The organism is Pseudomonas sp. FG36 (genome assembly GCF_057809275.1).
Genome location: NZ_JBMDJQ010000038.1, coordinates 26,635 through 51,999 on the forward strand (window position 1 = coordinate 26,635; position 25,365 = coordinate 51,999).

Sequence of the window (25,365 nt, forward strand, 5' to 3'; positions counted from 1 at the left end):
GTCGCCGTCGGGCAGGCGCAACTGAACACCATGGAGTGCCTGGCGGCGCGCCTGGTGCGGCAGATTCGCGCCGTACAGCCACACGGGCCGTATCGCCTGGCCGGCTGGTCGTTCGGCGGTGTGCTGGCCTACGAGGTGGCGGCGCAACTGCTGGGCGCGGACGAGCCGGTGGCCTTCGTCGGCCTGATCGACACCTACGTGCCGCGCCTGAGCGACCAGGGCAAGGCACGCTGGCAAGGGCCGCACCTGGTGCAAGCGCAGTTGCTGCTGCATTGCCGCGTGCACTGGCAGGCGCAGGGCGAGGCGGGGGCTATGCAACTGGCCGAGATCGAGGCGTTGCAGCCGGGCGCATTGCCCTTCGAGGCACTGCTTGCCCTCTGCCGTGAGCGACAGTTGCTGGTGCCGGGCCTGGCCCAGGCCAGCGATGGACAGTTGCGCCACTTCTTCGAGCGTCACCTGGCCCATGGCCATGCCCTGGCTCACTATCGCCTGGCGCCGTTGCCGGTGCCACTGCACCTGTTCATCGCCGAACAGCGCAGCGCCGGTATCGTCACCGACAGCCCGAGCCTGGGCTGGGCCGAGGCCTTGCCTGGGCAGGAGCTGAAGTGCCTGAGCGTGCCGGGGGATCACCAGAGCATGGTGCAGGACCCGCAAGCCGCCGTGCTCGGCCAGGCCATCGCCCAGGCGATGCAGGCCGCGTCGGCGCTCGCGCCGGCGGCGCACCAGCCGCTACTGGCAATCCAGAGTGGCGTGCCGGGCCATGTGCCGGTGTTCTGCGTGCCGGGCGCCGGCGACAGCGTGACCAGCTTCATCGGCCTGGCCGAGGCGCTGGGGCCGGACTGGCCGGTGCATGGCCTGCAGGCGCGCGGCCTGGCTGCGGGTGAAGTGCCCCATTGCTCGGTCGAGGTGGCTGCGGCGTGCCATGTCCAGGCCATAGAGGCGCTGTACCCCGAAGGGCCGTTGAACCTGGTCGGGCACTCGTTCGGTGGCTGGGTGGCCCATGCCATGGCGATACGCCTGCAGGCCAAGGGGCGCGAGGTGCGCTCCCTGACCCTGATCGACAGCGAGGCGCCGGGCGCGGGGGGCAGTTGCGGCAAGCCGTACACCTATACCCAGGCCCTGCAGCGGCTTATCGAGTCGTTGCAACTGTCCACCGGCAAGTCGTTGGGCATCGAGCCTTTAGCCTTCGCCGAAACCGACGATCAGGAGCAGCTGCGCCAGTTGCACGCGGCGATGGTACGGGTCGGCCTGATGCCGTCGCGCTCTTCGCCGCAGGCACTTGAAGGCGTGGTGCGCACCTTCGCCACGGCGCTGCGCACGGTGTATCGCCCCGAGGGTGGCTTCAATGGCTTGGCGCGGCTGGTGCTGGTGGCCGATCCGAGCCTGGACGCCGCCGGCAACCAGGGCGAGCAACAGGCCATGGAAGACGGTTGGCGTGAATGGCTGCCGCAGCTGGAGGTGTGGCAGGGGCCAGGCAACCATTTCAGCATCCTCAAGGTGCCGGATGTGTTCAGCCTGGCCGCCTGGTGGCATGACGGGCAGGCCCTGTATCACAGCAGGGTGAAGCAGTAACACCGTCGTGAGAGCGGGCTTGCAAAGCGATGGCGTCACCTTGGAGTGGCGTTATCGCGGGGCAAGCCCGCTCCCACGGGACCTCATCAGCTTCAGGAAGAACGGTTTTATGGAAAAGACGAAGTTTCGCAAGATCACCCTCGGTGTCGCCGTGGCCCTGGTCGCCGGCATCGTGCTCTACGCGGTACAGGCCCCAGCCAAGCCGCCGCAGTACATCACCGCCACGGTCGAGCGTGGCGATATCGAAAACGCGGTGCTGGCCACCGGCACCCTGGAAGGTATCCGCCAGGTCGACGTCGGCGCCCAGGTTTCGGGGCAGCTCAAGTCGCTCAAGGTCAAGCTTGGCGACAAGGTCGCCGAAGGCCAGTGGCTGGCCGAAATCGACCCGCTGGTGCCGCGCAACTCGCTGCGCCAGGCCGAGGTCGACGCCGAGAAGCTGCAGGCCGAGCGGCGCTCGGTGCAGGCCAAGCTCAAGCAGGCCAAGCGGGTCTACGAACGCTACGACGTGCTCCAGGCCGACGAGTCGATCTCGCGCCAGGACTTCGAGAACGCCGAGTCCGAATTCGAGGTGCAGCAGGCCAACCTGCGCTCGCTGGACGCGCAGATCAAGAGCGCCCAGGTGCAGATCGATACGGCGCGGGTCAACCTCGGCTACACCCGTATCGTCGCGCCGATCGATGGCCATGTGGTGGGTATCGTCACCCAGGAAGGGCAGACGGTGATCTCCAACCAGCTGGCGCCGGTAATCCTCAAGCTCGCCGACCTCGACACCATGACCATCAAGGCCCAGGTGTCCGAAGCCGACGTGATTCATATCAGCCCCGGTCAGCAGGTGTACTTCACCATCCTCGGTGACGACCAGCGTTATTACGCCAAGCTGCGCGGCACCGAGCCCGCGCCGCAGAACTACCTGGAAAGCAGCGACAAGAGCGGCGGCGCCGCCAAGCAGGCCAGCGCGGTGTTCTACAACGCGCTGTTCGAGGTGCCCAACCCCGAGCACCGCCTGCGCATTTCGATGACCGCCCAGGTGCGTATCGTCCTCGACACCGCCCTGGGCGTGCTCACCGTGCCGGTGGCGGCGCTGGGGCCGCGTGACGCCGACGGCAGCTTCCCGGTGCGGGTGCTCGATGGCAAGGGTTTCGCCCAGGTACGCAAGGTCCAGGCGGGGATCAACAACAACGTCAAGGTGCAGGTCAAGGACGGCCTGGCCGAAGGTGACCGCGTGGTGATCGGCGAGCCGGTGTCGGGCGAGGCGGGGGCGTGAGCATGAACATGAACGTGGAACTGTCGCCGGCACGGGCGGTGTCGGCGCTCGAGGACCAGCCGCTGCTGCGCCTGGACGGGGTCAGCCGCAGCTTCATGGCGGGCGATCGCGAGTTCCTGGCGCTCAAGGGCATCGACCTGGAGATCCATGCCGGCGAGCTGGTGGCGATCATCGGCGCCTCGGGTTCGGGCAAGTCGACGCTGATGAACATCCTCGGTTGCCTGGACCATGCCAGCGCCGGCAGCTACCAGGTCAGCGGCCAGGAAACCCGCGATCTCGACGACGACGCCCTGGCCGCGCTGCGCCGTGACCACTTCGGTTTCATCTTTCAGCGCTACCACCTGTTGCCGCACCTGGATGCCCTGCGCAATGTCGAGATCCCGGCGGTGTACGCCGGCGTGGCGCAGGCCGGGCGCCATGCCCGGGCGCGGGAACTGCTGGGCCGCCTGGGCCTGGGCGGACACCTGGCGCACCGGCCCAGCCAGCTGTCGGGGGGCCAGCAGCAGCGGGTCAGTATCTGCCGGGCGCTGATGAACGGCGGCGAGGTGATCCTTGCCGACGAGCCCACCGGAGCCCTCGATACCGCCAGCGGCAAGGAGGTGATGAACATCCTGCTGGAACTGCACGGCGCCGGGCACACGGTGATCCTGGTGACTCACGATCCCAAGGTCGCCGCCCATGCCGAGCGGATCATCGAGGTCAGCGACGGGCAGATCGTCAGTGACCGGCGCACCCGCGCCGAGCCCCCCGCGCCGACCGCCGAGGCGGCGCCGGCCCGCGAGCAGGTGCCACGGCGGCTGGTTGCCAGCCTCGGGTTGTTCCGCGAGGCCTTCAAGATGGCCTGGATCGCCTTGGTCTCGCACCGCATGCGCACCTTGCTGACCATGCTCGGGATCATCATCGGCATCACTTCCGTGGTGTCGATCTCGGCCATTGGCGAGGGCGCCAAGGGCTACGTGCTCAAGGATATCCAGGCGATCGGCAGCAACACCATCGACATCTACTCCGGCACCAGTTTCGGCGACAGTCGGGCCAAGGCCATCGAGACCCTGGTGCCGGCCGACGTGACCGCGCTCAACGAACTCTATTATGTTGACAGCGCCACCCCGGTGATCGGCCAGAGTTCGCTGGTGCGCTACCGCAACATTGACGCCGACGTGCAGCTCAATGGCGTCAGCGAGCAGTACTTCCAGGTGCGCAACATCCCCCTGGCCGCGGGGATCGTGTTCAGCGCAGACGATGCCCGGCGCCAGGCCCAGGTGGTGGTGATCGACCACAATACGCGCAAGCGCCTGTTCGGTGACGGCGTCAACCCGTTGGGGCAGGTGATCCTGGTCGGCAACTTGCCGTGCACGGTGATCGGCGTGACGGCGGAGAACAAGAACCTGTTCGTCGCCGGCAACACGTTGAACGTGTGGATGCCCTACGAAACTGCCGCCGGGCGCGTGCTTGGCCAGCGCCACCTGGACAGCATCAGCGTGCGGATCAAGGACGGCATGCCGAGCAAGCGGGTGGAGGAGGAGGTCAACAAACTGATGCTGCAGCGCCACGGTACCAAGGATTTCTTCACCAACAACCTCGACAGCATCATGCAGACCGTGCAGAAGACCAGCCGCTCGCTGACCTTGCTGCTGTCGCTGATCGCCGTGATTTCGTTGGTGGTGGGGGGGATCGGGGTGATGAACATCATGCTGGTGTCGGTCACCGAGCGCACCCGCGAGATCGGCATCCGCATGGCGGTGGGGGCGCGGCAGTCGGATATCCGCCAGCAGTTCCTGGTGGAGGCGGTGATGGTCTGCCTGATCGGCGGGGTGATCGGGATCGGGCTGTCCTATGGGATCGGGTATCTGTTCGCGTTGTTCGTCAAACAGTGGGAGATGGTGTTCTCGCTGGGGTCGGTGGTCACGGCGTTCGTCTGCTCGACCTTGATCGGCATCGTATTCGGCTTCGTGCCGGCGCGCAATGCGGCGCGGCTGGACCCTATCGAGGCATTGGCGCGGGATTAGGCCCGAGAGCGAGCGCTATATGCATGGCGCTCGCTCTCAGGTGTCCTGCGGGGGACTAGATTTCGGCATACATCCAGCGCATCAGCGAGTGGCGTCCGCTGATGCCCAGCTTGATCGCGGCCCGGCGCAGGTAACTTTCCACCGTATTGACCTTGAGCCGCAGATGCCCGGCCTGCTGCGGCGCGGTGCGCCCGGCCAGCAAGCCTTCGCACACCTGCATTTCGCGCTCGGACAGGCGGATGCCGGTCTGACGCAGGCGCTCGAGAAAGCGCTGTTCGAGGCTGTCGGGGTCCGCGGGTACCGGCGCGGCAGGCTGCAGGGCATTGATGTGTTTTTCCAGCATGGGCAGCAGCAAGGGCGAAATGTCCTCCAGCCGGCTGCGATCGGTAGCTGAGAAACCAACGCGGGTGTCGGCCCGCAATACCGTGATTTCGTAGCGGAAACCATCCTTGCGCCGGGCCAGGTGCAGGCGCGCCGGGTCGTCGAAGCCGTCGCCCGTATCGCCGGCGCTGAATACCGTCTCGCTGACCAAGGTCGCGTCTGGCTGGCTGGCGCAAGCCGGGTTGATGCGCAGTTGGCGGATATGCGTGGCATCGATGGTCAGGTGGGTCTGGATCAGGTCGTGCAGGTGCCGGGGGAAATGGCGGCTGCCGGTACTGGCTATGACTTTGCCGATCTGCGGAAAGAGCAGGTGCGAATTCATCGTGTCATCCATGATAGGCGGTGGAACGGAGGCCCTTGCGCCAGCAACCAGCATCCTTGACTGTCGGCCGGGCCATTGGGCTGCTAGCTATCCTAGTACAACGAATCAGTGACGGTTAAATGAAGCGGCAATAATGGCATAACAATATCATTGTTGACGCCAGAGGTATGTCCAGGCACGACTCGGGTATGATGCGCATCCCATCCAACAACGAGACCGCCCCATGTCCCTGAGCGCTGAACAGATCGGCGAATTCCGACTTTTCTCCGAGCAACTGGCCGATGCCGCCGCGGCGGCGATCCAGCCGTACTTTCGTGCCAGCCTGGATGTCGAGGACAAGGGGGGGCGGCTGTACGACCCGGTGACCATCGCCGACAAGGCCGCCGAAGAGGCCATGCGCGCGCTGATCCAGGCCCGCTATCCCACCCACGGCATACTGGGTGAAGAGCAGGGCGCGGCACTGGGCAGCAGCCCGCTGACCTGGGTGCTCGACCCGATCGATGGCACCCGCGCCTTCATCACCGGCCTTCCGCTGTGGGGCACGCTGATCGCCCTCAACGACGGCACTCGCCCGGTGCTCGGGGTGATGAACCAGCCCTTCACCGGCGAACGCTTCATCGGCACCCCGCACGGCGCCTGGCGCAATGACACACCGCTGAAGACCCGCGCCTGCGCCGACCTGGCGTCGGCCACGCTGATGTGCACCACCCCTGACATGTTCGACACCCCGGCGCGCAAGGCGGCGTTCGAGGCGGTCGCCGGCAAGGCCCGGCTGATGCGCTATGGCGGTGATTGCTATGCCTACTGCATGCTGGCGTGCGGATTCGTCGATGTGATCGTCGAGGCCAGCCTGCAGCCGTACGACGTGCAGGCGTTGATGCCGATCATCGAAGGCGCGGGTGGGGTCATTACGTCCTGGGATGGCGGCTCGGCCCAGGACGGGGGCTGCGTGGTTGCGTGTGGCGATCCGGCGTTGCATGCGCAGGTACTGGCAATGTTGCGTCACGCCATCTGATAGACCCTGCACGAGACGTTTGCCGTGGACTCAATCACCCAAGCCGTGCTCGGCGCGGCCCTGCAAGGCACCGTCCTGGGCCGTATCCAGGGCCGCCGTTCGCTGATCTATGGCGCCGCCCTGGGGACACTGCCCGACCTGGATGTGGTGATCCGCTATGCCGATCCGGTGTCGCAGATGACCTTCCACCGTGGCTTTTCCCATTCGATCTTCGTCCTGACCGGCCTGGCCCTGTTGCTGGCCTGGCTGGTCGCCTGGCGTTGGCCAGGTCGAGGCTATACCCCTGGCAGGCTGTTCCTGGCCTTCTGGCTGGCGCTGGTCACCCACCCGGTGCTCGACGCCTTCACCGTTTATGGCACCCAGCTGTTCTGGCCTTTGCACCTGACGCCGGAGAGTTGGGCGGCGGTGTTCATCATCGACCCGGTGTATACCGTGCCGTTGCTGCTGGCGGTCGGCTATGCGGCGATCAGGGGCCTGAAGGGCAGGGCGACCGCGATGTTGTGCCTGGCACTGGGATTCAGCACGCTGTACCTGGGTTTTGGCCTGGCCGGGCGCATGGCCGCCGAGCAACGTTTCCACCTGGCCTTGCAGGCGCAGGGAGTAGAGCCCAGTGAGGTCCGCGCGGTGCCCATCGCCTTCAACAGCCTGATCTGGCGGGTGCTGGCGAAAACCCAAGACGGCGATTACTACGAGGGCGTGAGCAGCGGGTTCGATCGCGAACCTCCGGAGATGCTGCACCAGTCGCGCAATCTGGAGGCAGCCAAGGTACTGGCGGGCGCACCGCTGTACGAGCGTCTGCGCTGGTTCACCGATGACTGGCTGCGCTACGACATCATTGGCGACTCGCTGGTGGTCACCGACCTGCGCATGGGCATGCCGGGCAACTACAGTTTCCGCTTCGAGATGGCCCGGCGTGACGCCGCGGGGCAATGGGCGGTGATCCAGCCCAGGGGCTGGGTTGGTGGCGGTGCCGCCTCCCTGTTCGATGGCGAGCGGCTGGGCTTGATCTGGCGCCGTATCCTCGACCAGCAACCACCACTGCCACTTGCCGTGTGGGCGGGGCACTTGTAGGCGGCTGGTTGGCGAGCAAAAAAAAGCCCGCCGGGTGGCGGGCTACAAGGGCTTAGGGAGCAACACACAACAAATTCGGGGTCAGGCGACCAAGGTCTGGTCGAGCAAGCGGTCGGCCAGGCTCTCGGCGCAGCGGCGGCTGGTCAACGGGCCACTGATGGCTTCACCGTCGCGCAGCAGATACCAGCAGGCCAGGAGGCCCTGTTGGCGCAGGCTGCTGGGGACTGCGCTGCCGACAACGGACATGATCTGGATCGGGGCCATGGTGGATCTCCTCTCGAACATGGCCCTACCTTACCCAGGCGCCTTCAGGGTTTGAAATCAATGTCCTCGATAGTGGTCATTGCTTTTATCAACTATGCCGCTTACCAGCGCGGCGGGCCGTAGTACACCGGCGGCGGGCCGTAATAGCGGCGATAGACCGGGGGCGGGGAGGGCACATAGCGCTCGACCACGTAGGGCTGGTAATACACCGGCGGTGGCGGCGCCTGCACGTAGACCGGTGGCGGTGGATAGTAGGCCGGCTGGCGTTCGACGTAGACAGTGCGGTCGTGGCCGCCCGATACGGCCGCCCCGACCACCGCGCCCACCACGGCCGCGCCGATCACCGGCCCCGGGCCGTACCAGCCGCCACCATGGGCCGAGGCTTGTCCGCTGATGGCCAGCGCGCCGACCAGCAGGGCGATTCCGGGGATGAAACGCTTCATGGTGACACCTCGCAAGACAACCCCACGTTCGGGGTCTGTCTACTATGACCGCAGCCTCGGTCAACTGCGCACTGGCAAAGGGTAAAGGTTGTGTAAGGGGCGACCGGCGGCAGGGTCTGGTACGCTGGCGCAATCGATTCAGCCATGACAGAGGAACCGCGATGAGCCATTCACCGAGCAGGGACACCGTGTTGTGCATTTCCCTGGCCGGGCGCCCCGGTACGTTCGGCGTGCGCTTTCACAACCATCTGTATCAGCAGTTGGGCCTGGACTATTACTACAAGGCCATGACCACCCAGGATCTGCCGGCCGCCGTGGCCGGCATCCGCGCCCTGGGTATTCGCGGTTGTGGCGTATCGATGCCCTACAAGGAAGCCTGCCTGGCCCTGGTGGACGAGGTCGACCCCTCGGCGGCGGCCATCGACTCGGTGAACACCCTGGTCAATATCGCAGGCCATCTGAAGGCCTACAACACCGATTACCTGGCGGTACGGCAGCTGCTGGCCGAACGGCGGGTCGATCCGGCGACCGGCTTCGCCTTGCGCGGCAGCGGTGGCATGGCCAAGGCGGTGGCCAGCGCGCTGCGCGACGCGGGCTTTGGCGACGGCATCATCGTCGCCCGCAACGAGCAGGCCGGGCGGCAATTGGCGGATGTCTGCGGCTATCGTTGGCTACCGGAACTCGAAGACCGTTGCCCGCCGATGCTGATCAACGTCACGCCGATCGGCATGGCCGGCGGCCCGGAGGCCGACCAACTGGCCTTCAGCGAAACCGCCATCGCGGCGGCTGAGCGGGTATTCGATGTGGTTGCCCTGCCGGCACGCACACCGCTGATCCGCGCCGCCGAGGCGCTGGGCAAGCCGGTGATCACCGGCCTCGACGTCATCGCGCTACAGGCGCTGGAGCAGTTCGTGTTGTACACCGGGGTTCGGCCGACAGCTGAGCAGGTGGCGGCGGCTGTGGCCTATGCCCGTGAAGGCTGATTGGGTATAGAAGGGCGCCGCTGCGCGCCGCATCGCCGGCAAGCCGGCTCCCACTCTGTGGGTGCTGGCTGCTGGCGTGGGGTTATCAGAACACCCGCTGATCCTTGTCATCCAGCTGCTGGTCAACCAGCGCCCGGCCATGGGCCAGGGACACGTGCTGGGCATTCTCCAGGTCGGCGAAGAACTTCATCGGCATCGATAGTCGCCTGCTGCTGTGGCCGGCAGGGTCGGTGATCACGCAGCCTGCAGCATAGGGCAGGGGAGAGTCGGGGTGGGGCATCACGCTGGCGGTGATGGTGTGGTCGCGGTATTCACAGTGAAGGGTTTGCATCGTCCTTACCTCGCTGTGGCTTGGAACAGGAGTTACTTCCATATACCACAGCGAGGGGCCGGGAGTTCCCGGCCCGACGAGCGCCACCTGTGGCTATCAGCCCTTGAGTTCGGTCGGCTGGATGACTTCGACCCAGTAGCCGTCCGGGTCCTTGACGAAGGCCAGGTGGTTCATGCGGCCATCCTGCAGGCGCTTCTGGAACGGGACGTCCAGGGCCTCGAAGCGGGCGCAGGCAACACGTACGTCCGGTACCGAAATGCAGATGTGGCCGAAACCGCGCGGGTCGGTGTTGCCATTGTGGTAGGCGAACTCGGGGTCGTTCTCGGTGCCGTGGTTGTGGGTCAGCTCGAGTACGCCGGGGATCGATTTCATCCACTGATGGCGCTCGGCGTCATCGGCAGGAATCTGCGCCGGGTCGACCAGGGCCAGGAAATACAGGCTGAAAGCCGCTTCCGGGAAGTCGCGCTTGTCCACCAGGCGGAAGCCCAGGACGCGGGTGTAGAAGTCCAGGGACTTCTCGATGTCCTTGACCCGCAGCATGGTGTGGTTGAACACGAATTGGGCGGTGGCGGTGTCTGGTTGGGCGGTCACGCCGGGAAGGGTTTGCAGATCGTGCAGGCTCATGGGTACTCCGGAATCAGGGCCTTGAATAGGTTTGCCATGATACGGAAGTCAACCAGCAGCGCAAATGAAAGCGCCCCGCACGAGTGCGGGGCGCCGGAATTAGAGGCCCGCATGTGCGGGCGCGTGATGGGGTCGCTAGTCCTTTAGCTGGTTCGATACTGAGCCTGCGGGTGTGAAAAAAGTGTGAAGCGGGTGTCGAGGTTTCATCAGCGCACCCAACTTTCCACCGTCTGCGCCCCGTACTGTTCCTTCCAGGCTTTCAGCCCGCGGTGGTTGCCGCCTTTGGTCTCGATCCGCTCGCCGGTATGCGGGTTCGCGTAGACCTTCACCACCCGCGGGCGGCGTTGCTGCTTGACCGCGGCCGGGGCGCGGGTCACGGCTTTCGGGTCGAGAATGGCGATGATATCGCGCAGGCTCTTGTCATAGCTTTTCATCAGGCCGACTAGTTTCTGCTCGAATTCGATTTCGCGTTTAAGGCCGGCATCCTTTTTCAGCGCTTCCAGTTGTGCCATCTGTTCCTTGAGCGCTTTTTCGGCAGCACGAAACTCTGCAAGTCTGGACACTGTCTTCACTCCTGTAAGTCTGCCGTGGCGGGACGTGACGAACATGAAACCAGACTGAACGCCGGCCACGTGGATGGGTAAAGCTGTTCGCTAAGCGAGAGTGTAGTAGTCGCTTGCGAGTGGGTAAACAGCAAACTTTCTATCAATTAGTCGGGAACTTTGCCGATTTTTTACGCGTTATTCGAAAAGACCCCGCCAACCACCTTAGACCATGGTCCCATGGCTTAGGCTAGAGCCCTTGGCGGAAAATTATGGATGATGGTCGAAGTGTATTCGTTCATCGCGTAGTGCCGGTGCAGATGACTGCCCGGATGGTTTTTCGCCTTTCTTCTGGATGTTCCTTCGCATGTTTGCCCCTTTCCCCCTCGCCCCCGGGCGCCGAGTTGCCGGCTTGTTCTTCCTGTTTGCCGGTGTCAACGCCCAGGCCGCCGGTTTTCTTGAAGACAGCAGTGCCAAGGTCGAAGCACGCAATGTCTATTTCAACCGCGACTTCCGTGACGGCCACACCAGTTCCAAGCAAGGCGCCTCGAAGCGCGAAGAGTGGGCGCAGGGCTTTATTCTCAATGTTCAGTCCGGTTATACCCAGGGACCGGTCGGGTTCGGCGTGGATGCGCTGGGGATGGTTGGTTTCAAGCTCGACTCCAGCCCCGCCGACAGCAATAGCGGCCTGTTGCCGTCGTCGGGGCACGACCCGCGTCACTCCGCCGACCAGTACGCCAAGATGGGCGTCGCCGGCAAGGTGAAGGTGTCCAGGACGGTATTCAAGTACGGTTCGATGATGCCGGACGTGCCGCTGCTCAAGTACAACGACGGGCGCCTGCTGCCGACCATGTTCCATGGCGCCTGGTTGACCTCCGAGGAAGTGCGCGACCTCAAGTTCACCCTGGCGCGCCTGAACCAGTACACCGCGCGGGACTCCACCGACCGCCAGGACATCCGCGTGCACTGCAAGAACAAGCGTTATGCCTGCGATATCGAGGCCGATCATTTCGATCTGGCCGGCGTCGACTACCGCTTCAACGACCGCGTCAGCGCGCAGTACCAGGTGTCCAAGCTGGAAAACATCTACCGCCAGCACTTCCTCGGGCTGGTCGCCAGCCAGCCACTGGAAGTCGGCACGCTGTCGGCGGACCTGCGGGTGATCAAGAGCGACGACATCGGCAATGCCCGTGCCGGGCGCATCGACCACCGCGCCTTCAGCGGCATGCTTGGCTACAGCCTGGGTGGGCACAAGCTCAGCGCCGGCTGGCAGCGCATGTACGGCGATAGCGCCATGCCGTACCTCGACGGCACCAACCCCTACCTGGTCAACTATGCCCAGGTCAACGACTTCGCCGCCGCCCAGGAGCGCTCCTGGCAGGTGCGCTACGACTACGATTTCAAGGCCCTGGGCGTGCCCGGCCTGACCTTCTTCACCCGCTACATCAATGGCGACAATGTGAAGGTCCCTGGCAGCAACGCCGAAGGCAAGGAATGGGAACGCGACAGCGAGCTGAAGTACCAGGTGCAGAGCGGCACCTTCAAGGACGTCAGCGTGCGCCTGCGCAACTCCACCTACCGCAGCAACTACGAGAAGTGGGCGCGTGACATGGACGAAACCCGGGTCATTGTCAGCTACAACTTCTCGATCTTCTGACCCGCTTTGCCAAACGGCCGGTGGTCGGTCGACAATGACCACCGGCAACCAGGCAGGGCAGGCGATGAAACAGCTTCTACTGATCGGCATCGGACCGGGCGATCCTCGCCAGGTCACCTACGAGGCGGTGGAGGCGCTGCGGCGCGCCACGGTGTTCTTCGTCCTCGACAAGGGCAGCGACAAGGACGAACTGGTGCGTCTGCGCCGGGCCATCCTCGAGCGTTACCTGCCCGAGGGCGGTTACCGCCTGGTGCAGGTCGAGGACCCGCGCCGGGACGGCCAGGCGCCGGACTATGTCGGCGCCGTGCAGGACTGGCACGCCCAGCGCGCCGCATTGTACGCCCGGCTGATCGAGGATGAGCTGGGCAGCGATGATGTCGGCGCGTTCCTGCTCTGGGGCGAGCCGGCGCTGTACGACAGCACCCTGCGAATTCTCGACCTGGTCCGCGAACGCGGCCTGGCGCTGGCCTTGCAGGTGATTCCCGGCATCAGCAGCATCCAGCTGCTGGCCGCCCGTCACCAGATCCCGCTCAACCGTATCGGCGAGCCGCTGACCGTGCTGCCGGGCCGACGCCTGGGCGAACAGGCGCGGATCGACAATGTGCTGGTGATGCTCGACGGCCAATGCGCGTTCGCCGCCCTGGATGATCCGCAACTGGTGATCTACTGGGGCGCCTACCTGGGCACGCCGGACGAGCTGCTGGTGAGCGGGCCGTTGCAGGCGGTGAAGGCGCGCATCCTTCAGTTGCGCGATGAGGCGCGGCGGCGCAAGGGGTGGATCATGGATACCTATCTGCTGCGTCGTGAAGGGTAACCCTGGGCAGGTGATTCGAAACGCCTGTCAGGTACTTCAAGGCCGCTGTGGCACCACCGAACTGCCAAAGCTGTTGCCCATGCGCGTCGAGGTCGCTGCCGGTGTCGCCAAACCCATCTGGTTTGGTGCCCTGCGCTGCATCTGCTTGACCGGGTCGAGCTGATCGCGCAGACCCTTGGCGGCGCGCGGATCGGCCCCTTGCAACTGTCGGGTCAGACAGTCGTAGGCCAGCGCCCGCGACTGCCCGACCTGCACGTCGATGCAGCCCTTGGGCGGTTCGGCCAGCGCCGGCAGGGCGCAGGCCAGCAGCAGGGGCAAAGTGATCAGCGACAGTCGGGCCATGATGCTTCTCCGTGCAGTCATTCCTTGCGCCAGTCTATTCGCTGCCGGCATGGGACGGGGTGAAGCTTTGATTGCCGAGGCCTGTCACCACAGCGTCATACACAGGCCCCAGGATGACGTTTCCCCGGCGACGGCGGCCAGCAAGGAGGCCTGATCTCCCGTGCGTGCATTGCTTGTGGTCGGCGCGCTGATACTGGCCTGGTTGGCGGCGGCGCCAGGGGCGCGTGGCCAGCCGTTACTGACCTTCGACATACCGGCGCAGGCGCTGGATCGGGCGCTGGACAGCTTCGGCCGGCAGAGTGGCCTGGCGGTGCTGGTCGACCAGGCGTTGCTCGCCGGCCAGCGCTCCAGCCCGCTGCGCGGCCGCTACACGGCGCGCGAGGGTTTGCAGCGCTTGTTGCAAGGGACCGGCCTGCAGGCGCGTCACGGCAGCGGTGGATTCACCCTGCAACCGTTGCGCCTGCGCACATCGCCCGGGCGTGGACGAAGTGAAGGCCCGGCGTCGGGCAGTTATGCGGTGGCATTGCAACACGCGGTGGAGCGCGCCCTGTGCGCTTGGCCGTCGACCCGCCCGGGCAGCTACCGGGCGGCCGTGCAGGTCTGGATCGATGCCAGCGGGCAGCTGGTGCAGAGCCGGCTGTTGGCCTCCACCGGCGACTTCGCCCGCGATGCCGCGCTGGTCGAGCGCTTGCAGGCGGTACGCCTGGAGCAGGCGCCGCCAACTTCACTGGCACAGCCGCTGACCCTGTTGCTGCGCCCGGAACCTATGGATTGCCCTCTTTAGCAAGGAGCTGTGGCGGCATGAACAAACCTCGGGACAGTGCGCTGGTCAAGCTGTTTCTGACCTCCTACGACACCTTCAGGGTCCGCCTGAGGCGCCGGCTTGGCTCGGATGACCTGGCCAACGACGTGCTGCAGGAAACCTACCTGCGGGTGGATCGCATGGACGCCGCGCACGACCTGCACAAACCCGGTGCCTACCTGTACCGCATGGCCTTGAACGTTGCCGCCGACCGCCGCGAGGCCGATGCGCGGCTGCTCACTGGCGCCGAGATCGAAACGCTGCTGCAGGTGGCCGAGGACCAGGACCCGGCTCGCATCGTCGGCGGCCAGCGCGAGATCCAGAACCTGCTGGGCGCGCTCTACGAGCTGCCGGCCCGGCGCCGGCGGATTTTCATCGCCGCACGGCTGGAGGAGGCGTCGCACCAGGAAATCTCCCAGCGTTTCGGCATTTCCACACGCACCGTGGAAAAGGAACTCAAGGCGGCACTGGGGCATTGCGCGATGCGTCTGGACAGAAAAGTGTTTCAGCGCTTCGGTCCCGGCGCGGGAAAACCGTCTTGAACGATAGTCGACCTTTTCATGTGAGCACCATGCCCCAGATTCCGCCCGATCCCGACTTGCAGCGCCAGGCCCAGGGCTGGCTGTTGCGGCTGACCTCCGGCCAGGCCACCCAGGCCGATGCCCGGGCCCTGCACCAGTGGTGCGCGCGCAGCCCCGCGCACGCCGAGGCGTTCGCCCAGGCGCGTCAGCTCTGGTGTTTGCTCGGGCCTGCGGCGCAGCAGGTCAGCCAGGCGCCATCGGCGCCGCTGCTCGGGCGTCGGGCGCTGCTGGGCGGGGCGCTGGCCGCGTCGCTGGCGGTGGTTGCCTGGCGTGGCGGCTGGCTGGACGAGGCCATGGCGCCGCCTGCGGCGTTCGCCACCCAGGTGGATGAGCAGCAACGGGTGGAGCTGGCGCCAGGGATCAAGCTGGAGCTGAACGTGCGCACGCGCGTCAGCCGCGAGGCACAGGGTATCGCCCTGCTGGCGGGCGAGATCGAAGTGCAGGCCCACCAGCCCATGCAGGTGCGGGCGCAGGAGGGGGTGATCAGTACCGAACAGGCTCGATTCAATGTGCGCGAGGACGACGATGGCGTCTGCGTCACCTGCCTGAGTGGCGAGCTGCGCATCCTTGCCCAGGGCCGGCTCGAGGCGCTGCCGGCCGGCCGCCAGTTACGCTATGGCGCGCAAGGCGTCGGCGTGCCCGAGGCCTTCGACATTGGCCAGGTGACGGCCTGGCGCGAGCGCATGCTGGTGTTCCGTGATGCATCATTGACCCAGGTAATCGACGAGATCAACCGCTACCGCCCCGGGCGCCTGGTACTGCTCAACCCGTCACTGGGGCGCCGCCGGGTGCAGGCGCGGTTCAGTTTCGATCAGTTGCGCCAGGCCGCCGAACTGATCCGCGTCGCCTATGGCGCGCGCTGCCTGGAACTGCCCGGCGGGGTGGTGCTGGTCAGTTGAATGGCCCCAGCACCTGGCGGTAGTGTTCCTCGCCCTGGGGACCGCGCCGGTTCAGGCGCACCTCGAGCCCGACGGGGTTGTCGTCGGCCTCGCTGGCCGGGGAGCGCCAGCCGCCCTTGGCCTGCCAGGTGCGCAGGCTGAATGCGCTGACGTTGTCCAGCACCGCCACCGCGGCTTTCGGCGCGGGCAATGGGAAGCCTTCGCGCAGTGGCGCGGCGGCGCGATACAAGGTGCTGCCGCGCACATACCAACGCACCCGCTGCAGGCCGCTGCCAGCCACGGCACCGGCGCGCACCAGCTCCAGGCGCTCGGCGCGGGCGCGCATGGCGGGTAGCAAGGGCTTGCCCCGCGGCTCGTGGCCGGGCAACACCGGCTCGACCAGTTCCACCGTGGCACGCAAGGCCAGGTCGCGCTCCAGCTGCTGCAGCACACGCATCACCGCCTGATGTTCATCGCTGGCCTGGCGCAGATGCCGGTCGGCGCGGCTGACGCTGTCCAGGCCACGCCAGGCGATCAGGCTGACCACCGCCATCAGCAGGATGGCGATCATCACTTCGATCAGGGTAAAACCGCGTTGGCGGGTCATGGTTGGCTCACCCGTACCTGCCCGGCGGCGTTGCGCGCCAGTTCCAGGCGCAGCGTGCCGCTGTGCAGGCGCAGGGTCAGGGGGGCGCCGATCCATTCGCCATCGAGCCACACCGCGCCACGGGGCTCGGCCTGCACCTTCACCGTTTCGGCCTGCCAGCGCCGCGGCTTGAGTGGTCCCTCGGCCAGCACCTGGCCATCGGCGCGCACGAAGCGGTAGCCGTCGCGGTCGCTCTGCCAGCGCAGCGGCTGACCGTCGGCCTGGGCTTCGCTTTGCGCCAGCTCCAGCAAGCGCGCCAGGCGTTCGCCGTCTGCGCGCAATTGCTTGCCCGGATCGGGGCGGATGTTCAGGCTGATGGCGGCGCTGGCGATGCCGACGATTACCAGCACCACCATCAGTTCGATCAGGGTGAAACCACGTTGTCCGTTCACGGGGCGCTCCTTGTCCTGGCAAGGCAGCTTGCCCGAGCAAGATGATCGGCGTGTGAAACAAAACCGTGAGAATCACCCGGTATGCTTGGGCGCAGGCACACAAGGAGCACGTGACCATGCGTATCGTTCGTCCCAACTTGTCACTCGGGCTGTTGTTGCAGGCGCTGGGGCTGCTGGTCGCCATGGCCGGGCTGGCGACCTGGGGGCAGTTGTTGTGGCCGCCAGCGGCGGGGCAGGCCACGGCCCGGGCGGCCGACGCCCCGGTAGTGGCCGAAACAGCGGCCGGGCGATGGTTTGCCGATATTCCCCTGCAGGTGCAGATCCAGGTCAGTGGGGTGATGGCCGGCAGCCAAGGCGCCGTGGCCATCGTCAGCCTCGACGGCGGCCCGGCACGCGCCGTGCGCAGTGGCGAGGAGCTGGCTCGCGGGGTGCGCCTGGTGGCTATCGAGGGACGCGGCCTGGTGATCGAGCGCGGCGGCCAGCGCAGCCGCGTCGAGGTGCCGGTACTGGCCCAGACGGCGTTTCCGGGCGAGGCGCCTCAGCCTTCGGCGAACTGACGCAGGCGCTCGCCGTCGAGACGATAGCGAATCCACTCGTCCTGCGGCTCGGCGCCCAGAGACTGGTAGAAGCCGATGGCCGGCTCGTTCCAGTCCAGCACGCTCCACTCCATTCGCCCACAGCCGTTTTCGACAGCTTCGCGGGCGATATGCCGCAGCAGCTTGCGCCCCGCGCCGTCACCGCGTTGCTGTGGGGTGACGTAGAGATCCTCAAGGTAGATACCGTTGCGCCCCAGCCAGGTGGAGTAGCTGTAGAAATACACGGCGAACCCGATGGCCTGACCGTCGCGCTCGCAAATCAGGCTACGCACTGTGCTGCCAGGGTCGAACAGGCTGTGCTCGATGTCGGCGAGGGTCGCCACCACTTCGTGGCGGGCGCGTTCGTAGTCGGCCAGCTCGGTGATGAAGGCCAGGATCTGGGCGGCGTCGGCCAGGACTGCGGGGCGGATGGTCACGGGCATGATGGGGCTTCCTTGTGCGGGGTAGGGTGCGAAGGCCTCAGTAGTGTCAGGTAGGACGAGGGGAGGCCGCCAGGTGTCTGGCGGAAGATTTGCCGCGCGTTGCTGCGACGATGGCGTGGAGGCACGCAATTGAGTGAAACAGAAATGTGTATTCATTCAATTTCGCGCAACTGTACCGGTCATTTCCTACAAGCCTCCGCTACCGTGGCATTTCGATAATCAGAAAAGCCGGAAACCGCCGCCATGCTTGCCTCGCTCGATCTGCTCAGCGCGTTCGTCCTGTTCGCCTTTGTCTCTTCCATCACCCCCGGTCCGAACAACACCATGCTGCTGGCCTCGGGGGTCAATTTTGGCGTGCGCCGCACGATTCCCCACGCGCTGGGTATCAGCGTCGGCTTCATGGTGATGGTGCTGGCGGTTGGCCTGGGGCTCGGTGAGGTGTTCAAGGCCTGGCCACCGTTGTACAGCATCCTGCGCTACGCGGGCGCGGCCTACCTGTTGTACCTGGCCTGGAAGATCGCCACCTCCGGGCCGATGTCCGGCGACACCAATGGCAGCCGCAAACCGCTCGGGTTCTGGGGGGCCGCGGCGTTCCAGTGGGTCAACCCGAAGGCCTGGGTGATGGCGATCGGGGCGATCACCACCTACACCCCGGCCCAGGGCTACGTGTTCAACGTGATCGTCATCGCAGCAGTGTTCGCCCTGGTGAACCTGCCCAGCGTCGGCATCTGGGTGATGTTCGGCAGTGCCTTGCGCAACCTGCTGCGCAATCCGCGCGCGGTGGTGCTGTTCAATGTCCTGATGGCCGTGCTGCTGGTGATTTCACTGTATCCGCTGCTGTTTGTAGAATCGGCGTTTTCCTAGAGCCGATGAGTGCCGTCGATGGAGTTGATTCCCTGGTCCCATGAATGCGCCGAAGGCTTCACCCTGCGCGGATGGCGAACCCCCGCCAGCGGCAGGCCGCTGCTGCATTTTCTGCATGGCAACGGCTTCTGCAGCCTGGCCTACCGGCCCATGCTGATGCGCCTGGGTGAACATTTCGACCTGTGGCTGAGCGATGTCCAGGGCCACGGCGACAGCGACCATGGTGGCGTGTTCCTTGGCTGGAACCGCACCGCAGCACTGGCGGTGGAGGCCTTCGAGGCCGGGCGTGGCGAATACGGCGACGTGCCGCGCTTTGCCTTGGGCCACAGTTTCGGCGGCGTGCTCACCGGCTTGATCCTGGCTGCCGAGCCGCAGCTGTTCCAGCGTGCGGTGTTGCTCGATCCGGTCCTGTTCAGCCGGCGCATGATCGGGGTGATGGGCGCCGCCGCCATGGTCGGCCTGCACCGCCGCCATGCCCTGGCGCGCAAGGCGGCCACCCGCCGCAGTCATTGGCCAGACCGTGAGGCGGCCCAGGCCTCGCTGCAGGGGCGCGGTATCTTCAAGGGCTGGACCGATGCGGCCTTGCAGGCCTATGTGGAGCATGCCATCGGCGATTGCGGGGAGGGGGTGGTGCTCAAGTGCCGGCCCAGCCGCGAGGTGGAGATCTTCAGCTCGTTCCCTGAGCGCATGTGGCAGCAACTGAGTCGTATCCAGACGCCGACGCGGATCTTGTACGGCGAGCAGACCTATCCGTTCGTGCCGCACTCGGTGCAGCGCCTGGTGGCGCTCAATGGCCAGGTGAGCGCGCAGCAGGTAGCGGGTGGGCACTGCTTCATGCAGGAAGATCCGATAACGGCCACAGAGCAGGTGGTGGCTTTCCTGCAGCATTGAAAGTGGTCCGCTCGCAGGGCTGATCTGTTGTCCATTTTGCGACGATTGAAGGCCTGTTCGCGAGCGAACGACAATCTCAGATTCCGTAATCTGGCGCTCCCCCCACCGGATGGAGCCCAGCATGAACCAGGCGGTCAGCCCAGATCCCCAGCACACCCTCGAGCAAATCCGCGCCCGGCGCCGCCAGCGCCTGCTGCGCTTCGGCCTGGCCGGGGGCCTGGGTTTGCTGGTGGCGGCCTATGGCGCCTACTGGTGGCTCGACGGGCGTTTCCTGGAGCAGACCGACGACGCCTACGTGCGCGCCGACTGGGCGCCGATCAGTGCCCGGGTCAGTGGCTACGTGGCCGAGGTGGCAGTAGCGGACAACGCCACGGTCAAGGCCGGCGACCTGCTGGTGCGCCTGGATGCGCGCGATTTCCGCGACCGCCTGCGCAAGGCCGAGGCGCACCTGGCGGTCAGCGAGGCGGCGTTGCAGGTGCAGCGTATGCGCCTTCGCGCCTTCGTCGCCGAGCAAGACGAGCAGACCCACGCCATTGCCCGCGCCGATGCCGAACGCGGCGGTAGCCGAGGCGAGGCGCAGCGGGCCGAGGCCGACTGGCAGCGTTACCAGCACCTGGCGCAATGGCAGGCGGTCAGTGTGCAGCGGATGGAGCAGGCCCGCGCCACCCGCATCCAGTCTCAGGCGCTGCAGCGCGCCGCCGATGCCGAACTGGCCCGCCAGCACGCACGCAAGGCGATGCTGGAGCAGCAGGGCAAGCAGCTGGAGGCCGAGTTGCTGCAGCGCCAGGCCGACCTCGACCAGGCTGCTGCCGAGGCCGACCTGGCCCGCAGCGCCCTGGCCGACACCGAAATCCGCGCGCCCTTCGATGGTGTGGTCGGCCAGCGCAAGGTGCGCCAGCAGCAGTACGTCACCCCCGGCCTGCCGCTGCTGGCAGTGGTGCCGGTGGAGCAGGCGTACGTGGTCGCCAACTTCAAGGAAACCCAGCTGGCACACATGCGTCCCGGCCAGGCGGTGACACTGGAAGTGGACACCTTCGGCCAACACTGGCGCGGCACCGTGGACAGTGTCTCGCCAGGCTCCGGCGCCGTGTTCGCCTTGCTGCCGCCGGACAACGCCACCGGCAACTTCACCAAGATCGTCCAGCGCTTCCCGGTACGTATCCACCTCGACCCAGAGGGCGATGACAGCCCACGGTTGCTGCCCGGCATGTCGGTGATCGCCACCGTCGACACCCGGCAGGCCCGCCATGAGCGCTGAGGACAAAGTCTCCCTGCGAGCCTGGGTGGCGGTGATCGGCGGCTTGTTCGGCTGCTTCATGGCTGGCATGAACGTGCATGTCACCAGCGCTGCCTTGCCCGAGATCGAGGGCGCGCTGGGAGCCAGCTTCGAGGAAGGGTCCTGGATCTCCACCGCCTACCTGGTGGCCGAGATCAGCATGATCCCGCTGACCGCCTGGCTGGTGCAGGTGTTCTCGCTGCGCCGGGTGATGCTGGTGGGCTCGGCGGTGTTCCTGGTCAGCTCGGTGAGCTGCGCCATGGCCGGCAGCCTGGAGGCGATGATCGCCTTGCGGGTGATCCAGGGCGCCTCGGGCGCGGTGCTGATCCCGTTGTCGATGCAACTGATCATCACCGAGCTGCCGGCCAGCCGCCTGGCGCTGGGGATGGCGCTGTTCAGCCTGTCCAACAGCGTGGCCCAGGCCGCCGGCCCGTCGATCGGTGGTTGGCTCACCGACATCTATTCCTGGCGCTGGATTTTCCTGCTGCAATTGCCGCCGGGAGTGGCGCTGCTGGCGGCGGTGGCCTGGTCGATCAAGGGCCAGGCCGGTGACCGCGGCGCCTTGCGCCGGGCCGACTGGCTGGGCATCGCGGCCATGGCGCTGGGGCTGGGGGCATTACAGGTGGTGCTGGAGGAAGGGGGGCGCAAGGATTGGTTCGAATCGCGCTTCATCGTCGCTTTCAGCATCGTTGCGGTGATCGCCCTGGCCCTGTTCATCCAGCGCCAGTTGTGGGGGGAACGGCCGTTCATCAACCTGCGGCTGCTGGGCAGCTACAACTTCGGCGTGTCGAGCCTGGCGATGGCGGTGTTCGGCGCGGCCACCTTCGGCCTGGTGTTCCTGGTGCCCAACTACCTGTCGCTGGTGCAGGGCTACAGCGCCAGCGAGATCGGCAAGAGCCTGATCGCCTACGGCATGGTCCAGCTACTGCTGGCACCGCTGCTGCCCCGGCTGATGCGCTGGCTCAACGCCAAGCTGCTGGTGGCCAGCGGCTTCGCCATCATGGCCCTGGGCTGTTGGCTGGGATCGACGCTGACAGTGGACTCGGGCAGCAACGTGATCATCCCCTCGACCGTGGTGCGTGGCATCGGCCAGCCGTTGATCATGGTGGCGTTGTCGGTGCTGGCGGTGAAGGGCCTGGACAAGGCCCAGGCCGGCTCGGCCTCGGCGCTGATCTCGATGCTGCGCAACCTCGGCGGCGCGCTGGGTACGGCGTTGCTGACGCAACTGGTGTCGCAGCGCGAGCGCTTTCATTCGGTGCGGGTCGGCGAAGGGCTGACGCTGTTCGACGGCGCGCTGCAACAGCGCCTGCCGGGCGGCATGGTCGACCCGCAGTCGCCGCAGGTCATGCAGACCCTGGCGTTGATCGACCAGAGCGTCCGCGAGCAGGCGTACCTGATGGCCTATTCGGATGCGTTCTACCTGTCGTGCGTGGCGCTGCTGGCCTGCGCCGCGGCGTCGCTGCTGCTGCGCAGCCGCTGAGCTTTACGGCTGGCGTTCGGCCACGGCGCGCAGGGTGCGCAGGGTGATCATCGGCGCATCCACCACGAAGCGGTTGGCCAGCCAACCCGGCACATCACCGGCCGGGTCGGCACGCAGCTGGTAGGTGACCTCGGTATCGCGCTCGCCCAAGGGGCGCATGATCCATTCGCCGCTCAGCCGACGCACGCGGATCAGCCCGGGTTCGGTCGGCACCCGCCCGGGCTCGGCGCTCAGGTGGCGCACCAGCGAGTCGTCGTCCAGGCGCTCGGTACGCACCTTGAGCACCATGTCCCTGGGCTTGGCCGGCCAGGGCAGGGCGGTGGTCAGGTAGACCCAGGTAGTATCGCCGTCCACTTCCAGCAGGCGCATGTCGGCACAGGCGTACAGCCATTTGCAGGCCACGCGCAGGTTTTCCTGCAGGTCGCTCAGGGTACGGACGCTGGCCTTGATCCGGGTGACGCCGCGAAACTGCTGGTAGGCCGAACCGTCGACGCTGGCCAGGTAGACGTCGATGCCGTCTTCTTGGTGCGCGAGTTGCCAGTCATCTGCCCACGGCAACGCGCCCGGCAGCAGGAGCAGCAGGGCAAGTAGAAGGCGATGGAAGGTCATGGCGGGCGGCCGGGAAGGGGCGGTCCGCTCAGTATGGCTCAAGACTGCAGGAGCGGCGGGCTGCCGCTCCTGCAAGGTCATCAACGCTGCGGGTTGAGCGTCAGGTGCACGTGACGGTTGACGTCCTTGTACAGCAGGTAGCTGAACGGGCCCGGGCCGCCGGAGTAGCAAGCTTGTGGGCAGAAGGCGCGCAGCCACATGAAGTCACCGGCCTCGACCTCGACCCAGTCCTGGTTCAGGCGGTACACCGCCTTGCCTTCCAGGACGTACAGGCCGTGCTCCATGACGTGGGTCTCGGCGAACGGGATCACGCCGCCGGGCTGGAAGGTCACGATGTTCACGTGCATGTCGTGGCGCATGTCGGCCATGTCGACGAAACGGGTGGTCTTCCAGGCGCCATCGGTGCCCGGCATCTCGATGACGGTGGCGTTGTCGCGATGGGTGACGAACGACTCGGGAACCGGCAGGCCCTCGACCTTCTGGTAGTGCTTGCGCAGCCAGTGGAAGGTGACGTTGGCCTTGCTGTTGTTGCGCAGGCTCCAGTCGGCGCCGGGGGCGAGGAAGGCATAGCCGCCCGGCACGAGGGTGTGGTGCTTGCCTTCGACGGTGACGTCGATCTCGCCTTCGACCACGAACAGCACCGCTTCGGCGTTCGGGTCCAGTTCAGGACGCTCGCTGCCGCCCTCGGGAGCGACTTCGACGATGTACTGCGAGAAGGTCTCGGCGAAACCGGTCAACGGACGAGCGATGACCCACATGCGCATCTTGTCCCAGAACGGCAGGTGGCTGGTGACGATGTCACGCATCACGCCCTTGGGGATCACGGCATAGGCTTCGGTGAACATGGCACGGTCAGTCAGCAGCTCGGTCTGAGCCGGGTGCCCACCGTGGGGGGCGAAGTAGGAAGATTTCGACATGAACGGTCTCGACTTTGTTGTTCTCTCCCCATGCCTTGGACCACACCGGCCGGTGCGTGCAGGGGATGCCGGGACAGCATAGGGGGCGGGTGCTGTCATCCACAAATTAAATGTTGAAATACTCGGTATCCACTTACTGAATGGGGCGTGTAGGAAAATACTTGGAAATCGTGGCGTCGACATTTTTTTCACATCACCTTGCTAGCATCGCCCGCACTTTCCAGGAGCCGACTTGATGATCCATGTGCTACGCAAACGCGGTGTCCGCCTCGCCCTGGCGGCTACCACGGGCCTGATGGTCTGTAGCTTGGGCTTTTTCGCCTGGCAGACCTTCTACCCGGTGCAGGCCGCCGAGGGCTGGAACGTACAGGTGCTGCACAACTCGGTGACCCGGGCCGCTTCGCTGCTGCCTCAGGCCGACGGCAGCCTGCTGGTCAGCCGCGAGCTCAACGGCGGCAAGGGCAGCATCCTGCGTATTACTGCCGAGGGGGACCGGGTGGTGGTGCTCGAAGGCCTGTCCAAGCCGGACGGCATGGTCGCCGTCGACGGTGGCTGGGCGTTCAGCCAGGAGGTCGGCGGGGCACCGGTCAGCATGTCGCGCGATGGCCAGGTCAGTCAGCTGTTCGACGGCAACAACGTGCAGGGGTTGTACAACGATGGCCAGCACCTTTACGCCATCGAGGACCGCAAGGGGGATGGCCGGTTGATGCGATATGACTGGCAGAGCGGCGAGCTCGACGTGTTGCGCTCGGGGCTTACCGAAACCGAGGGCCTGACCCGTTGTGCCGACGGGCGCCTGCTGTATACCGAAAAGGCCACCGGCAAGATTCGTGCGCTGAGCGAAGGCGGGAATGACCCGGTGGTGATCGAAGGTCTGCGCAACCCGACTTTCCTGCTCTGCGACCAGCGCGGGCTGTGGATCAGCGAGGATTCGACCCATCGTGCGCGGCTGTTGCGTATCGATGGTGATGGTACGCGCCACACGGTTCTCAGCTACCTGAAGGCACCGCAGGCCATCGTTCCGGATGGCAAGGGCGGATACCTGCTTGCCGAGGGGGGGCGCGACAGGGTGCTGCGGCTGACGCCACCGGCCAAGGGCAGGACTGCGCAGGCCGAGGCCTCGTCGCGGGGGCCTGAAGCCTGAGTCATAACTGCGAGCGGTTTTTGCCTTCTTTTGCCCGCGTCGGTGTAAAAGAAGGTCGCCGTAAAGGTGAAAAGGCAACTTTGCGGCGACATGGCGAATGTTTACAACTAAAAAATCGATGCCGAGTGACTTTGACTTTGACTTACACAACGTTTGTCTCGAAAGTTATATACGCATTCAATTGCGATGGTGACGCATAATCACCTTTCCGCCCTTACGGCGGGTCCCTTTTTGAA

The 25,365-nt window shown here is 65.9% G+C and carries 29 protein-coding genes (1 of these 29 only partly in view); 17 read left to right on the forward strand and 12 right to left on the reverse strand.

What is annotated here, in order from left to right:
• The 3 genes from ACODS9_RS22555 to ACODS9_RS22565 all read left to right on the forward strand — a co-directional run.
• On the forward strand, positions 1 to 1,572 hold the 3' portion of the coding sequence (locus ACODS9_RS22555) for an amino acid adenylation domain-containing protein (RefSeq protein ID WP_489094779.1). Its footprint begins 12,963 nt before the window's first position; only the last 1,572 of its 14,535 coding nucleotides appear in the window; the start codon falls outside the window, past its left edge; it ends in the stop codon at positions 1,570 to 1,572.
• Positions 1,573 to 1,681: 109 nt separating this feature from the next.
• Positions 1,682 to 2,836: a macrolide transporter subunit MacA gene (gene macA, locus ACODS9_RS22560; protein ID WP_401111811.1), complete on the forward strand. Its 1,155-nt coding sequence runs from the start codon at positions 1,682 to 1,684 to the stop codon at positions 2,834 to 2,836.
• Positions 2,837 to 2,838: 2 nt separating this feature from the next.
• Positions 2,839 to 4,842 carry a MacB family efflux pump subunit gene (locus tag ACODS9_RS22565; RefSeq protein ID WP_401111813.1) on the forward strand — a complete coding sequence of 668 codons (2,004 nt, stop codon included), beginning with the start codon at positions 2,839 to 2,841 and terminating at the stop codon, positions 4,840 to 4,842.
• Between the two features lie 55 nt (positions 4,843 to 4,897).
• Here the strand turns inward: ACODS9_RS22565 and ACODS9_RS22570 are convergent, their stop codons facing one another.
• A complete protein-coding gene (locus ACODS9_RS22570) occupies positions 4,898 to 5,545 on the reverse strand; it encodes a helix-turn-helix transcriptional regulator (RefSeq protein ID WP_401111816.1) in 648 nt (215 codons plus the stop codon).
• A gap of 223 nt (positions 5,546 to 5,768) precedes the next feature.
• On the opposite strand from ACODS9_RS22570, the gene hisN reads away from it, so the two are divergent.
• Together hisN and ACODS9_RS22580 are read left to right on the forward strand one after the other, a co-directional pair.
• Positions 5,769 to 6,560, forward strand: coding sequence for a histidinol-phosphatase (gene hisN, locus ACODS9_RS22575; protein WP_489094780.1), 792 nt, complete (start codon positions 5,769 to 5,771; stop codon positions 6,558 to 6,560).
• Between the two features lie 24 nt (positions 6,561 to 6,584).
• On the forward strand, positions 6,585 to 7,631 hold the full coding sequence (locus tag ACODS9_RS22580; protein WP_489094781.1) for a metal-dependent hydrolase: 1,047 nt from the start codon (positions 6,585 to 6,587) through the stop codon (positions 7,629 to 7,631).
• Between the two features lie 81 nt (positions 7,632 to 7,712).
• Here the strand turns inward: ACODS9_RS22580 and ACODS9_RS22585 are convergent, their stop codons facing one another.
• Both ACODS9_RS22585 and ACODS9_RS22590 read right to left on the reverse strand, forming a co-directional pair.
• Positions 7,713 to 7,895, reverse strand: a complete 183-nt coding sequence (locus ACODS9_RS22585; protein WP_489094782.1) for a hypothetical protein — start codon at positions 7,893 to 7,895, stop codon at positions 7,713 to 7,715.
• A 101-nt stretch (positions 7,896 to 7,996) separates the two neighbouring features.
• Complete coding sequence (locus tag ACODS9_RS22590; RefSeq protein WP_489094783.1) at positions 7,997 to 8,338, reverse strand: hypothetical protein; 342 nt, start codon at positions 8,336 to 8,338, stop codon at positions 7,997 to 7,999.
• Between the two features lie 161 nt (positions 8,339 to 8,499).
• On the opposite strand from ACODS9_RS22590, the gene ACODS9_RS22595 reads away from it, so the two are divergent.
• A complete protein-coding gene (locus ACODS9_RS22595) occupies positions 8,500 to 9,321 on the forward strand; it encodes a shikimate 5-dehydrogenase (RefSeq protein WP_489094784.1) in 822 nt (273 codons plus the stop codon).
• A gap of 85 nt (positions 9,322 to 9,406) precedes the next feature.
• On the opposite strand, the gene ACODS9_RS22600 is transcribed toward ACODS9_RS22595, so the two are convergent.
• From ACODS9_RS22600 to ACODS9_RS22610, 3 genes are all read right to left on the reverse strand, one after another.
• Positions 9,407 to 9,652 (reverse strand): hypothetical protein, encoded by a 246-nt coding sequence (locus ACODS9_RS22600; RefSeq protein ID WP_023630255.1) that lies wholly within the window; start codon positions 9,650 to 9,652, stop codon positions 9,407 to 9,409.
• A gap of 96 nt (positions 9,653 to 9,748) precedes the next feature.
• On the reverse strand, positions 9,749 to 10,276 hold the full coding sequence (gene gloA / locus ACODS9_RS22605; RefSeq protein ID WP_023630254.1) for a lactoylglutathione lyase: 528 nt from the start codon (positions 10,274 to 10,276) through the stop codon (positions 9,749 to 9,751).
• Between the two features lie 206 nt (positions 10,277 to 10,482).
• Complete coding sequence (locus tag ACODS9_RS22610; protein WP_046855429.1) at positions 10,483 to 10,839, reverse strand: histone-like nucleoid-structuring protein, MvaT/MvaU family; 357 nt, start codon at positions 10,837 to 10,839, stop codon at positions 10,483 to 10,485.
• A gap of 346 nt (positions 10,840 to 11,185) precedes the next feature.
• Here ACODS9_RS22610 and ACODS9_RS22615 point away from each other — a divergent pair, with 346 nt between their 5' ends.
• On the forward strand, positions 11,186 to 12,475 hold the full coding sequence (locus tag ACODS9_RS22615; RefSeq protein ID WP_401111830.1) for an OprD family porin: 1,290 nt from the start codon (positions 11,186 to 11,188) through the stop codon (positions 12,473 to 12,475).
• A gap of 64 nt (positions 12,476 to 12,539) precedes the next feature.
• A complete protein-coding gene (gene cobF, locus ACODS9_RS22620) occupies positions 12,540 to 13,289 on the forward strand; it encodes a precorrin-6A synthase (deacetylating) (RefSeq protein WP_401111833.1) in 750 nt (249 codons plus the stop codon).
• 36 nt (positions 13,290 to 13,325) lie between these two features.
• Here the strand turns inward: cobF and ACODS9_RS22625 are convergent, their stop codons facing one another.
• On the reverse strand, positions 13,326 to 13,631 hold the full coding sequence (locus ACODS9_RS22625; protein ID WP_489094785.1) for a hypothetical protein: 306 nt from the start codon (positions 13,629 to 13,631) through the stop codon (positions 13,326 to 13,328).
• A 160-nt stretch (positions 13,632 to 13,791) separates the two neighbouring features.
• On the opposite strand from ACODS9_RS22625, the gene ACODS9_RS22630 reads away from it, so the two are divergent.
• From ACODS9_RS22630 to ACODS9_RS22640, 3 genes are read left to right on the forward strand one after another with little or no spacing between them, the layout of a single operon-like run.
• Positions 13,792 to 14,415, forward strand: coding sequence for a secretin and TonB N-terminal domain-containing protein (locus tag ACODS9_RS22630; protein WP_401111838.1), 624 nt, complete (start codon positions 13,792 to 13,794; stop codon positions 14,413 to 14,415).
• Between the two features lie 17 nt (positions 14,416 to 14,432).
• A complete protein-coding gene (locus ACODS9_RS22635) occupies positions 14,433 to 14,975 on the forward strand; it encodes an RNA polymerase sigma factor (RefSeq protein ID WP_046855432.1) in 543 nt (180 codons plus the stop codon).
• A 29-nt stretch (positions 14,976 to 15,004) separates the two neighbouring features.
• The gene (locus ACODS9_RS22640) at positions 15,005 to 15,913 is read left to right on the forward strand and encodes a FecR family protein (protein WP_489094786.1); all 909 of its coding nucleotides are present in this window, start codon (positions 15,005 to 15,007) and stop codon (positions 15,911 to 15,913) included.
• Here ACODS9_RS22640 and ACODS9_RS22645 read toward each other — a convergent pair.
• Together ACODS9_RS22645 and ACODS9_RS22650 are read right to left on the reverse strand one after the other, a co-directional pair.
• On the reverse strand, positions 15,906 to 16,499 hold the full coding sequence (locus ACODS9_RS22645) for a type II secretion system protein GspJ (RefSeq protein ID WP_489094787.1): 594 nt from the start codon (positions 16,497 to 16,499) through the stop codon (positions 15,906 to 15,908). The genes ACODS9_RS22640 and ACODS9_RS22645 overlap by 8 nt on opposite strands.
• Positions 16,496 to 16,930 (reverse strand): GspH/FimT family pseudopilin, encoded by a 435-nt coding sequence (locus ACODS9_RS22650; RefSeq protein WP_094012116.1) that lies wholly within the window; start codon positions 16,928 to 16,930, stop codon positions 16,496 to 16,498. The genes ACODS9_RS22645 and ACODS9_RS22650 overlap by 4 nt, the downstream gene beginning before the upstream one ends.
• A gap of 116 nt (positions 16,931 to 17,046) precedes the next feature.
• Here ACODS9_RS22650 and ACODS9_RS22655 point away from each other — a divergent pair, with 116 nt between their 5' ends.
• Complete coding sequence (locus tag ACODS9_RS22655) at positions 17,047 to 17,487, forward strand: type II secretion system protein N (RefSeq protein WP_489094788.1); 441 nt, start codon at positions 17,047 to 17,049, stop codon at positions 17,485 to 17,487.
• Here ACODS9_RS22655 and ACODS9_RS22660 read toward each other — a convergent pair.
• On the reverse strand, positions 17,469 to 17,948 hold the full coding sequence (locus ACODS9_RS22660; RefSeq protein ID WP_046855436.1) for a GNAT family N-acetyltransferase: 480 nt from the start codon (positions 17,946 to 17,948) through the stop codon (positions 17,469 to 17,471). The genes ACODS9_RS22655 and ACODS9_RS22660 overlap by 19 nt on opposite strands.
• Positions 17,949 to 18,191: 243 nt before the next feature.
• Here ACODS9_RS22660 and ACODS9_RS22665 point away from each other — a divergent pair, with 243 nt between their 5' ends.
• The 4 genes from ACODS9_RS22665 (at position 18,192) to ACODS9_RS22680 (ending at position 22,459) form a co-directional block, all read left to right on the forward strand.
• Positions 18,192 to 18,812: a LysE family translocator gene (locus ACODS9_RS22665; RefSeq protein WP_046855437.1), complete on the forward strand. Its 621-nt coding sequence runs from the start codon at positions 18,192 to 18,194 to the stop codon at positions 18,810 to 18,812.
• Between the two features lie 18 nt (positions 18,813 to 18,830).
• Positions 18,831 to 19,703, forward strand: a complete 873-nt coding sequence (locus ACODS9_RS22670; RefSeq protein WP_489094789.1) for an alpha/beta fold hydrolase — start codon at positions 18,831 to 18,833, stop codon at positions 19,701 to 19,703.
• 121 nt (positions 19,704 to 19,824) lie between these two features.
• Positions 19,825 to 20,961, forward strand: coding sequence for an HlyD family efflux transporter periplasmic adaptor subunit (locus ACODS9_RS22675; RefSeq protein ID WP_401111859.1), 1,137 nt, complete (start codon positions 19,825 to 19,827; stop codon positions 20,959 to 20,961).
• Positions 20,951 to 22,459: an MDR family MFS transporter gene (locus ACODS9_RS22680; RefSeq protein WP_489094790.1), complete on the forward strand. Its 1,509-nt coding sequence runs from the start codon at positions 20,951 to 20,953 to the stop codon at positions 22,457 to 22,459. The genes ACODS9_RS22675 and ACODS9_RS22680 overlap by 11 nt, the downstream gene beginning before the upstream one ends.
• Before the next feature lie 3 nt (positions 22,460 to 22,462).
• Here the strand turns inward: ACODS9_RS22680 and ACODS9_RS22685 are convergent, their stop codons facing one another.
• Positions 22,463 to 23,068, reverse strand: coding sequence for an START domain-containing protein (locus tag ACODS9_RS22685; RefSeq protein WP_489094791.1), 606 nt, complete (start codon positions 23,066 to 23,068; stop codon positions 22,463 to 22,465).
• 80 nt (positions 23,069 to 23,148) lie between these two features.
• Positions 23,149 to 23,985 carry a bifunctional allantoicase/(S)-ureidoglycine aminohydrolase gene (locus tag ACODS9_RS22690; RefSeq protein WP_046855442.1) on the reverse strand — a complete coding sequence of 279 codons (837 nt, stop codon included), beginning with the start codon at positions 23,983 to 23,985 and terminating at the stop codon, positions 23,149 to 23,151.
• Positions 23,986 to 24,220: 235 nt separating this feature from the next.
• Here ACODS9_RS22690 and ACODS9_RS22695 point away from each other — a divergent pair, with 235 nt between their 5' ends.
• Entirely contained in the window at positions 24,221 to 25,129 is a 909-nt protein-coding gene (locus ACODS9_RS22695; RefSeq protein ID WP_489094792.1) for an NHL repeat-containing protein, read from the forward strand.
• The last annotated feature ends 236 nt before the right edge of the window (positions 25,130 to 25,365 follow it).

What these genes read in the sequence shown, in the direction of transcription:
- macA (WP_401111811.1), top strand. Translation starts at nt 1,682, where the DNA reads ATGGAAAAGACGAAGTTTCGCAAGATCACCCTCGGTGTCGCCGTGGCC.
- ACODS9_RS22565 (WP_401111813.1), top strand. Translation starts at nt 2,839, where the DNA reads ATGAACATGAACGTGGAACTGTCGCCGGCACGGGCGGTGTCGGCGCTC.
- ACODS9_RS22570 (WP_401111816.1), bottom strand. Translation starts at nt 5,545, where the DNA reads ATGAATTCGCACCTGCTCTTTCCGCAGATCGGCAAAGTCATAGCCAGT.
- hisN (WP_489094780.1), top strand. Translation starts at nt 5,769, where the DNA reads ATGTCCCTGAGCGCTGAACAGATCGGCGAATTCCGACTTTTCTCCGAG.
- ACODS9_RS22585 (WP_489094782.1), bottom strand. Translation starts at nt 7,895, where the DNA reads ATGGCCCCGATCCAGATCATGTCCGTTGTCGGCAGCGCAGTCCCCAGC.
- ACODS9_RS22590 (WP_489094783.1), bottom strand. Translation starts at nt 8,338, where the DNA reads ATGAAGCGTTTCATCCCCGGAATCGCCCTGCTGGTCGGCGCGCTGGCC.
- ACODS9_RS22595 (WP_489094784.1), top strand. Translation starts at nt 8,500, where the DNA reads ATGAGCCATTCACCGAGCAGGGACACCGTGTTGTGCATTTCCCTGGCC.
- ACODS9_RS22600 (WP_023630255.1), bottom strand. Translation starts at nt 9,652, where the DNA reads ATGCAAACCCTTCACTGTGAATACCGCGACCACACCATCACCGCCAGC.
- gloA (WP_023630254.1), bottom strand. Translation starts at nt 10,276, where the DNA reads ATGAGCCTGCACGATCTGCAAACCCTTCCCGGCGTGACCGCCCAACCA.
- ACODS9_RS22615 (WP_401111830.1), top strand. Translation starts at nt 11,186, where the DNA reads ATGTTTGCCCCTTTCCCCCTCGCCCCCGGGCGCCGAGTTGCCGGCTTG.
- cobF (WP_401111833.1), top strand. Translation starts at nt 12,540, where the DNA reads ATGAAACAGCTTCTACTGATCGGCATCGGACCGGGCGATCCTCGCCAG.
- ACODS9_RS22625 (WP_489094785.1), bottom strand. Translation starts at nt 13,631, where the DNA reads ATGGCCCGACTGTCGCTGATCACTTTGCCCCTGCTGCTGGCCTGCGCC.
- ACODS9_RS22635 (WP_046855432.1), top strand. Translation starts at nt 14,433, where the DNA reads ATGAACAAACCTCGGGACAGTGCGCTGGTCAAGCTGTTTCTGACCTCC.
- ACODS9_RS22640 (WP_489094786.1), top strand. Translation starts at nt 15,005, where the DNA reads ATGCCCCAGATTCCGCCCGATCCCGACTTGCAGCGCCAGGCCCAGGGC.
- ACODS9_RS22645 (WP_489094787.1), bottom strand. Translation starts at nt 16,499, where the DNA reads ATGACCCGCCAACGCGGTTTTACCCTGATCGAAGTGATGATCGCCATC.
- ACODS9_RS22655 (WP_489094788.1), top strand. Translation starts at nt 17,047, where the DNA reads ATGCGTATCGTTCGTCCCAACTTGTCACTCGGGCTGTTGTTGCAGGCG.
- ACODS9_RS22660 (WP_046855436.1), bottom strand. Translation starts at nt 17,948, where the DNA reads ATGCCCGTGACCATCCGCCCCGCAGTCCTGGCCGACGCCGCCCAGATC.
- ACODS9_RS22665 (WP_046855437.1), top strand. Translation starts at nt 18,192, where the DNA reads ATGCTTGCCTCGCTCGATCTGCTCAGCGCGTTCGTCCTGTTCGCCTTT.
- ACODS9_RS22670 (WP_489094789.1), top strand. Translation starts at nt 18,831, where the DNA reads ATGGAGTTGATTCCCTGGTCCCATGAATGCGCCGAAGGCTTCACCCTG.
- ACODS9_RS22675 (WP_401111859.1), top strand. Translation starts at nt 19,825, where the DNA reads ATGAACCAGGCGGTCAGCCCAGATCCCCAGCACACCCTCGAGCAAATC.
- ACODS9_RS22680 (WP_489094790.1), top strand. Translation starts at nt 20,951, where the DNA reads ATGAGCGCTGAGGACAAAGTCTCCCTGCGAGCCTGGGTGGCGGTGATC.
- ACODS9_RS22685 (WP_489094791.1), bottom strand. Translation starts at nt 23,068, where the DNA reads ATGACCTTCCATCGCCTTCTACTTGCCCTGCTGCTCCTGCTGCCGGGC.
- ACODS9_RS22690 (WP_046855442.1), bottom strand. Translation starts at nt 23,985, where the DNA reads ATGTCGAAATCTTCCTACTTCGCCCCCCACGGTGGGCACCCGGCTCAG.
- ACODS9_RS22695 (WP_489094792.1), top strand. Translation starts at nt 24,221, where the DNA reads ATGATCCATGTGCTACGCAAACGCGGTGTCCGCCTCGCCCTGGCGGCT.